Raw genomic sequence first — 8,200 nt, forward strand, 5'->3', positions numbered from 1 at the left:
CTGTTAAAGCTGATCAAATTAGAATAATTCAAAAGGAGGCTGACTGATGGCTAAAGATACAGTCGAAGTTCTTATCGAAGGTGGAACTGCAACTCCTGGGCCACCATTAGGACCTGCTTTAGGACCTTTCGGTATTAACATGATGCAAGTTGTGGAAGAAATTAATGAAAAAAGCGCAGACTTTGCAGGAATGAAAGTGCCTGTTATAGTCACTATCGATAGAGATACCAAAGAATTTGAAATCGAAATCGGTACTCCGCCAACAACTGCACTTATCATGGAAGAATTAGGCATCGAAAAAGCTTCTCATGAACCAGGTTTAGACATTATCAATGACTTGCCTATTGAAACCGCTTTAAAAATCACTAGAATGAAATTCGATTCATTATTATCTAATGATTACAAAGCAGGTATCAAAGAAGTCATCGGAACCTGTGTAAGTATGGGATTATCTGTTGATGGTAAAGACCCAAGAGAAGTACAAAAAGATATTGATGCTGGAAAATATGATGATCTCTTTGAAGAATAGGGATAATTAGTTAAATTAAAATTAAGTTAATAAATACAGTGTATATGATGTTATAACTAAAAATTATAATTGATATACTGTTTTTAATTCATGCAATCGTTTAAGAATTTTTTTCTTGTAATCGATACTCATGAAACCAAAAAAATCCAATGGGCATAAAATGTTCATGGGGGATGAATATGACACAAGATGTAGTAAACGCGGTGAAGGAGGCAAAAGAACAATCAAAGCCGAGAAACTTCACTGAGTCTGTGGATGTAATTATTAACATCCGTGACTTAGATGTCAGAAAGCCAGAAAATAGGTTTAATGAGGAAGTTACTCTTCCTAACGGCCGTGGCAAAGAAATTAGTATCGGAGTCATTGCTGATGGGGAACTCATTGTTCAGGCTAAAGATGCTGGTCTTGACGTCGTAATCAATAAAGATGGATTAGAAGAGTTCGGAAAAGACAGAAAAGCAGCTAAAAAAATGGCTAACTCTGTTGATTTCTTAATAGCTCAAGCAGATATGATGCCACTCGTTGGTAGATTCCTTGGTCCAGTTTTAGGGCCTCGTGGAAAAATGCCAAAACCAGTGCCTGCAAGTATCAAATTAGATCCTCTTTTAGAAAGATTACAAAACACTGTCAAAGTTGGCGTAAAACAACAAGCAAGTATTCAAGTTGTTGTTGGAAGCCAAGACATGTCAGACGAGGACATAGCTGAAAATGTTGAAACTGTTCTTACAGTCTTAGACCGCAATTTAGAAAAAGGAAGAAGTCAAATCAAGTCCATGTTTATTAAAACAACTATGGGACCAGTACTGAGGGTGATCTAATGGCTCATGTTGCTGAATGGAAAAAGGAAGAAGTTAAAGAGCTAAAAGGCATTATCGATGAATATGATGTAATCGGTATTGTCGATTTAATGAACATTCCTGCAAAACAGCTCCAGGAAATGAGAAAATCTCTCAAAGACAAAGCTGTTATCAGAATGTCCAAAATTAATCTTATCAATTTAGCTCTTGAAGATTGTAATGCTGATAAAAACAACATTGTTGATTTATCCGAGCACATGGAAGGTCAAGTTGCACTTATTGCAACCGAAATGAATCCTTTCAAATTGTACAAAATATTGGAAGACAGCAAAACCCAAGCTCCTGCAAAACCAGGAACTATTGCACCTGAAGATATTGTTGTACCTGAAGGAGATACTGGATTTGAACCAGGTCCATTCTTAGGTGAATTACAACAAGTTGGAATTCCTGCTAAAATTGATAAAGGTAAAATCTGCGTACAAAAGGAAACCGTCGTTGTAAAAGCGGGTGAAGAGGTTTCCAGACAAGTTTCCGCAACATTATCAAGATTAGACATTAATCCAATGGAAGTAGGAATTGATTTAAAAGCAGTATATGAAGAAGAAGCGATTTATACTTCAGATGTACTTGCAATCGACGAAGAACAAACACTAGCTGACATTCAAAATGCATATAAGAATGCATTCAACTTATCCTTAAATGCAGCTATACCTACTGATGAAACTATTTCCTCAATCATTACTCTCGCATACACCAGAGCAATCAATGTCGGTGTAGAAGGAGCAATCATGACCTCAGAAACCTCAGAACCAATTATCGGTTTAGCACAAGCTAAAATGTTAGCTTTAGCATCCGAAGTTGCTGATGCACCTGGTGCTATCGATGACGAATTAGCTCAAAAACTTTCCAGCGTTGCTGTAGCAGCAGCTCCAGCAGTTGAAGAAGTTGTTGAAGAAGAAGAGGAAGAAGAGGAAGAAGAAGAAAATAGTGAAGAAACAGCAGCAGCTGGGTTAGGAGCTCTGTTTGGTTAAAATTGAAATTTTTTGATTATTATAAAAACTAACACTTTAAAAAATTAATGGTGATAACATGGAATACATATATGCGGCAATGATTTTGCACAGTGCAGAAAAAGAGATTAACGAAGAAAATGTTAAAAGTATTATTGAAGCAGCAGGAATTGAAGCTGATGATGCTAGAATCAAAGCTTTAATCGCAGCTTTAGAAGATGTAGACATCGACGAAGCTATGGAAACCACTGCTATGGCAGCAGCACCTGCAGCTGCACCAGTAGCAGCTGAAGCTGTTGAAGAAGAGGAAGAAGAAGAGGAAGAAGAGGAAGAAGAAGCTTCTGAAGAAGCAGCAGCAGCTGGATTAGGTGCTCTCTTCGGATAGATTTTTAAATCTATCACCTTTCTTTTTTTTATTTTACTTTTTTTGTTTAGAACTACTATTTTTTTAAGATTATTTTATGAATTATTAACTATTTTCTATCTATTTTTTGAAAGTTATTTATTGTATTAAAAACAGATTATATACTAATAAATAATTTAAACTGATTTATATGGTAGAAATTTTTGATGAACTTGGTTATAAAAAGCAAACTTGTAAAACTTGCGGGCAAGAGTTTTACTCACAGGTAGACAGAGACACCTGTGGGGACGCTCCATGTGACGAGTATGGTTTTATTGGTAATCCTGCTACAGATAAGCCATACAACTTATATGAAATCCAACAAGTTTTTAGAGAATTTTTAGAAAGTGAAGGACACACACATGTCCACAGATATCCTGTTTTGGCTAAAAGATGGAGAGATGACGTATTTTTGGTTGGAGCATCCATCTTCTGTTTCCAACCTTGGATTACTTCAGGTCTTGTCAAGCCTCCAGCCAATCCTATTGAAATGGCTCAGCCTTCAATCAGGCTCAACGATGTTGACAATGTCGGACGTACCGGAAGGCACATGACCTGCTTTACTATGGGGACACATACAGTAATCAACAAGGAAGATGATTTCATCTATTGGGAAGACGAAACAATCAGACTCTGTCACGAATTCTTCAAATCAATCGGAATCAACACAGAGGAAATCACCTTCATCAAGTCCTGGTGGGCCGGCGGAGGTAACGAAGGACCTTGTTATGAAGTATGCTGCAGAGGTGTGGAACTCGCTACTTTGGTATTCATCCAATATGAAACCTTGGAAGACGGATCCAAAAAGGAAATCCCAATCAAGGTTGTGGATACCGGTTACGGTCTGGAACGTATCGCTTGGATTTCACAGGGAACTCCAACAGCTTATGATGCATGTTTCGCACCGGTAGTCGACAAGTTAAAAGAATTGACAGGTGTTGAAATCAATGAGGATATCCAGGGAAGAAACGCACAGATTGCCGGAATGATGGATATCGAGGACATCGGGGACTTGAAAGAATTAAGGCAACAGGTGGCCGAAAGCCTGAACCTTTCTTTGGAGGATTACTTGAAGGCGGCCGAACCGATGGAGGCAATCTACATTATTGCGGACCATACCCGCTGTTTGGCATTTATGCTGGCAGACGGCATAATCCCATCAAATGTTAAGGAAGGATACCTAGCACGTCTGGTTTTAAGAAGAACTATAAGGTTCATGAACGACTTGAACATGAAAGAGTCATTGGCTGATGTAATGGCAATCCAATTGGACTTCCTATCTGAATTCTATCCTGAAATTCGCCGTTCAGAAGAGCATATCATGAAGGTTATCGCTTTGGAGGAAGAGCGTTTTGCTGCAACAGTCAAAAATGGAATCGGCCTTGTTAAAAGATTAGTCAAAAGGCTTAAGAAGGAGGGCAAAAATGAAGTGCCCCTTGAAATGTTGATTGAGTTGTATGATGCTCATGGAATTCCGCCGGAAGTCGTAGTTGACCTTGCAGGAGATGATTTTACAGTCAACGTTCCGGACAACTTCTTTACCCAAGTGGCAGGAGCCCATGAAAAAGACACTACTCATAAGAAAGATGACTTCAAAGTCGATTTCCCTGAAACTGAATTATTATTCTATAAAGATTTCTACCAACAAGAGTTTGAAGCGAAAGTTTTAGGCATAGTCGAAAAAGATGGAGACACATGTTTGATCTTCGATAAAACAGCATTTTACCCTGAAGGAGGAGGTCAACCTTCCGACATAGGTGTATGTTCCTTTGAAGGGTTTGAATTTAAAGTACATTATGCTGAAAAAGTCGACAATGTTGTATTGCACCATGTAGCTGAAGTCGTACCTAAATTCTTGATTGGCGAAAAAGCCATATGCAAAATTGACTGGACAAGGAGGATTACCCTTGCACGCCACCACACAGGAACTCACTTGGTTATTGCCGCTGCAAGAAAAGTGTTAGGTAAACACATTTGGCAGGCAGGATCCCAAAATGGCCTTACAAGGGCACGTATTGACTTGTCACACTACAAACGTATCACACAGGAAGAGCTGAATGAAATCGAAAAATTGGCCAATGAATATGTGATGGAAAACATTGACCTGGACATTCAGTTCCACACAAGGGATGAAGCGCAGGAGTTATACGGATTTGTGCTTTACCAGGGAGGTATTGTTCCGGGCAAAATGATTCGTGTTGTCAAAATCCCTGGAATCGACGTTCAGGCCTGTGCAGGTACACACGTCATGAGAACCGGTGTTGTCGGGCCGATTAAAATCAACAAGACCGAAAGGGTTCAGGACGGAGTGGAAAGAATTGACTTTTCAGCAGGGCTTGCAGCTATTGATTCTATGCAGCATGATGATGCACTACTGCGTGAAAGTTCAGCGATATTTAAGGTCGAAAACGAGCAATTGCCAAGAACATGTGACAGGTTCTTCAGCGAATGGAAAGCTCAGAAAAACGAAATCGACCGTCTGAAATCAGAGATTGCATCATTAAAAATGAATTCATTGGCTGATGAATTTGATGAAATCAATGGTCTGAAAGTTGTCCATCAATTAATCGAAGCAGACTTCAGGGAACTTCAAAATATGGCTACTGAATTTACCGATAATGGAAAGGCAGATGTCGTTATTATGGGAAACAATGACGGTAAAATCGTTGGAGCGGCTTCACAGAATGCAATTGATAGCGGAGTCAAAATCAATGAGATTATCAAAACCGCAGCTGGTGTTTTAGGCGGTGGCGGAGGAGGCCGCTTAACCTTGGCACAAGGTGCTGGTAAAAATGCGGATAAGATGGATGAAGCTATTCAAACCGCTATTGACTTAATTAAAGGATAATTATTATCCTTTTCTTATTTTTTTTTAAAGGTAGATTAAATGAATCATGATTTGATAATTGCAAGATACGGTGAAATAGGATTAAAAAGCCCAAAGATAAGGTCTCGTTTTGAAAAAAAGCTAGTTAAAAATATTAGGGCTACTTTTGATTGTGAAGTTGAAAGAAATCAGGGAAGAATATACATTTTCCCAAATGATTTCGATGAAGGAATTGAAAAATTGAACAGGGTTTTTGGTGTAGTATCGTATTCGCCTGCAACATCAACACATTCCAATTATGGTGAAATTGATGAAACATTAACCCAATACACTAAAGATTTAATGGCTGAAGGCATTCTGGATGAAAATACGAAATTCGCAATCAAATGCCGACGTGTCGGAACACATGAATTCACATCTCAGGAAATGGCTGCCCATTGTGGAGGGGTAGTAAGGAATGTTGTTCTGGCTCCTGTGGACTTGACAAATCCTGATTTGACAATCTTTGTTGAAATCAGGGAAGATGACGCTTATATTTTTCATGAAAAAATCAGAGGTCCCGGCGGACTTCCTTTAGGAACACAAGGTAAAGTTGTGGTGCTTTTATCAAGCGGCATAGACTCTCCAGTTGCAGCATATCTGATGATGAAGAGAGGATGTGAGGTCGTAGCGCTTCACTGCAACAATGATCCGTTTTCAGGTCCGAAGGTTACTGAAAACTTCAATCTGTTGGTTGATCAGCTCAACATTTATGCTAATGGTGTTCCAATCAAAAAACGCATAATCGATTATGGCGAATACCTTACAGTCGCCAAGGAAAAGGCTCCCGAAAAGATGACATGTGTCCTGTGCAAATCAGGAATGTATAGGATTGCAGAAAAGCTGGCCAATAAGATAGGTGCCGATGCTATTGTCGATGGAAGCAGCGTTGGCCAGGTCGCTTCACAAACTTTATCCAACATATTAGCTACACGCTATGGAGTTGACATGCCGATATTATCCCCATTAATCGGTCTTGATAAGGAAGAGATCACTGCCATTGCAAAGGACATCGGAACTTTTGAGATATCCAAGATTGATGATGGCGGATGCAGTGCGGTTCCTCGCTATCCTGAAACACGCGCCGATTTGAAAAGGGTTAAGGAAGCCTGTGAAGCAATGAATCAGGATGCGGAAGTTCAAAAGGCATTTGAGAAAATTCGTGAGGGCTAATTGGTAGTTGGCCCATGTCTCTTACTTGTCGCCTTTTGAGCATTTTTCAGCATCAATTGCAATGACAAACATTAACACATGTAATGCGTGCTGCGGATTGGCCACGTCCAAAACGTATGTGTCTGTCAGGTTGAATAGCTGTTTTCCGATTTTGGCAACCAGATTTCCATTGGAATCCTTGATGGTGTAGTTCCATTCTGTGAAATTTCCATTTGCAGTCCAACCCAATGATTCTATGCTGTAGGCTGAACCGAATAATTTGAATAGCTTCTTTTTAATGCTACCTATCTTTTTACCTTTCTCATACAGTTCAAATGTTGGGGTGACTGATATGAGCTTTTGGTTGACTTCTCCGAGTTCATCCCCTTGAGGGTTAAATATTTTCAGTTTATGCCCTAATGACAACTCCCCTTTGACTTTGTATATGACTTTTTTATCTTCCCCATAAACATCAAAGGCATCGAGCCATGAGAACATTTTCTGCTTGAGTATAAGTTTCATGATTAATCTCCAATTCTTTGATAACAGTTATGTATTTTCAAGTATAAATGAATTGTAATCTAAATATCATAATGATTAAATACTATCCAAATCATAAATAATAAATGTCTAGTAAATAACTAATTTACTAATTGAGGTATTAAAATGAAAACTACTGTTAGTGTAATTAAAGCTGATATCGGAAGTGTATCTGGGCATTGTGTCGCACACCCAGAATTAATGGATATTTGTGATGAAGTTTTAAACGAAGCTTTAGAAACAGGTATCTTAAAAGATTATTATATCTCCCGTTGTGGAGACGATATAGACTTAATCATGACCCACGATAAAGGAGAAGAAAACGAAGAAGTCCACAAAACTGCATATGATGCATTCATGAAAGCTACTGAAAGAGCACGTGAATTAAAATTATATGGTGCAGGTCAAGACTTGTTGTCAGACACTTTCTCCGGAAACATCAAAGGTATGGGTCCGGGTGTTGCTGAAATGGAATTTGAAGAAAGACCATCTGATCCTGTTTTAGTATTCTGCTGTGATAAAACAGAACCTGGTGCATTTAACTTGCCAGTATTTAGGATGTTTGCAGACCCATTCAACACTGCAGGTCTTGTAATTGACCCAAGTTTACACGACGGATTCAAATTTGAAGTATTCGATGTAATCGAACACAAAAAAGTTATCTTAAACTGTCCTGAAGAAATGTATGACTTGCTCGCATTAATCGGTTCCACAGGAAGATATGTTATCAAAAGAGTATGGAAGAAAAATGGCGAAATCGCTGCCGCTGTAAGTACTGAAAGATTAAACCTGATGGCTGGAGAATATGTCGGTAAGGATGACCCAGCATGTATCGTAAGGGCACAATCCGGTTTCCCTGCAAACGGTGAATGTGTAGATCCATTTGCATTCCCTCACATGGTA

The 8,200-nt window shown here is 39.0% G+C and carries 8 protein-coding genes; 7 read left to right on the top strand and 1 reads right to left on the bottom strand.

Annotation, left to right across the window (positions count from 1 at the left end):
* Window positions 1-46: 46 nt before the first annotated feature.
* From ACJMLD_RS09630 to thiI, 6 genes are all read left to right on the top strand, one after another.
* Window positions 47-529 (top strand): 50S ribosomal protein L11, encoded by a 483-nt coding sequence (locus ACJMLD_RS09630; protein WP_405270948.1) that lies wholly within the window; start codon window positions 47-49, stop codon window positions 527-529.
* Between the two features lie 179 nt (window positions 530-708).
* Entirely contained in the window at window positions 709-1,347 is a 639-nt protein-coding gene (locus tag ACJMLD_RS09635) for a 50S ribosomal protein L1 (RefSeq protein WP_405270950.1), read from the top strand.
* Complete coding sequence (locus tag ACJMLD_RS09640) at window positions 1,347-2,357, top strand: 50S ribosomal protein L10 (RefSeq protein ID WP_405270953.1); 1,011 nt, start codon at window positions 1,347-1,349, stop codon at window positions 2,355-2,357. The genes ACJMLD_RS09635 and ACJMLD_RS09640 overlap by 1 nt, the downstream gene beginning before the upstream one ends.
* Before the next feature lie 58 nt (window positions 2,358-2,415).
* The gene (rpl12p, locus tag ACJMLD_RS09645) at window positions 2,416-2,721 is read left to right on the top strand and encodes a 50S ribosomal protein P1 (RefSeq protein WP_405270955.1); all 306 of its coding nucleotides are present in this window, start codon (window positions 2,416-2,418) and stop codon (window positions 2,719-2,721) included.
* Between the two features lie 169 nt (window positions 2,722-2,890).
* On the top strand, window positions 2,891-5,587 hold the full coding sequence (gene alaS, locus ACJMLD_RS09650) for an alanine--tRNA ligase (RefSeq protein WP_405270959.1): 2,697 nt from the start codon (window positions 2,891-2,893) through the stop codon (window positions 5,585-5,587).
* 39 nt (window positions 5,588-5,626) lie between these two features.
* On the top strand, window positions 5,627-6,778 hold the full coding sequence (gene thiI, locus ACJMLD_RS09655) for a tRNA uracil 4-sulfurtransferase ThiI (protein ID WP_405270961.1): 1,152 nt from the start codon (window positions 5,627-5,629) through the stop codon (window positions 6,776-6,778).
* 21 nt (window positions 6,779-6,799) lie between these two features.
* On the opposite strand, the gene ACJMLD_RS09660 is transcribed toward thiI, so the two are convergent.
* The gene (locus tag ACJMLD_RS09660) at window positions 6,800-7,279 is read right to left on the bottom strand and encodes an LURP-one-related/scramblase family protein (protein ID WP_405270963.1); all 480 of its coding nucleotides are present in this window, start codon (window positions 7,277-7,279) and stop codon (window positions 6,800-6,802) included.
* A 144-nt stretch (window positions 7,280-7,423) separates the two neighbouring features.
* Here ACJMLD_RS09660 and ACJMLD_RS09665 point away from each other — a divergent pair.
* Window positions 7,424-8,200, top strand: a 777-nt coding sequence (locus ACJMLD_RS09665; protein ID WP_405270965.1) for a fructose 1,6-bisphosphatase, incomplete at its 3' end; no start/stop codon positions are given.

The sequence above is a fragment of the Methanobrevibacter sp. genome (genome assembly GCF_045112895.1).
Classification (GTDB): Archaea; Methanobacteriota; Methanobacteria; order Methanobacteriales; family Methanobacteriaceae; genus Methanocatella.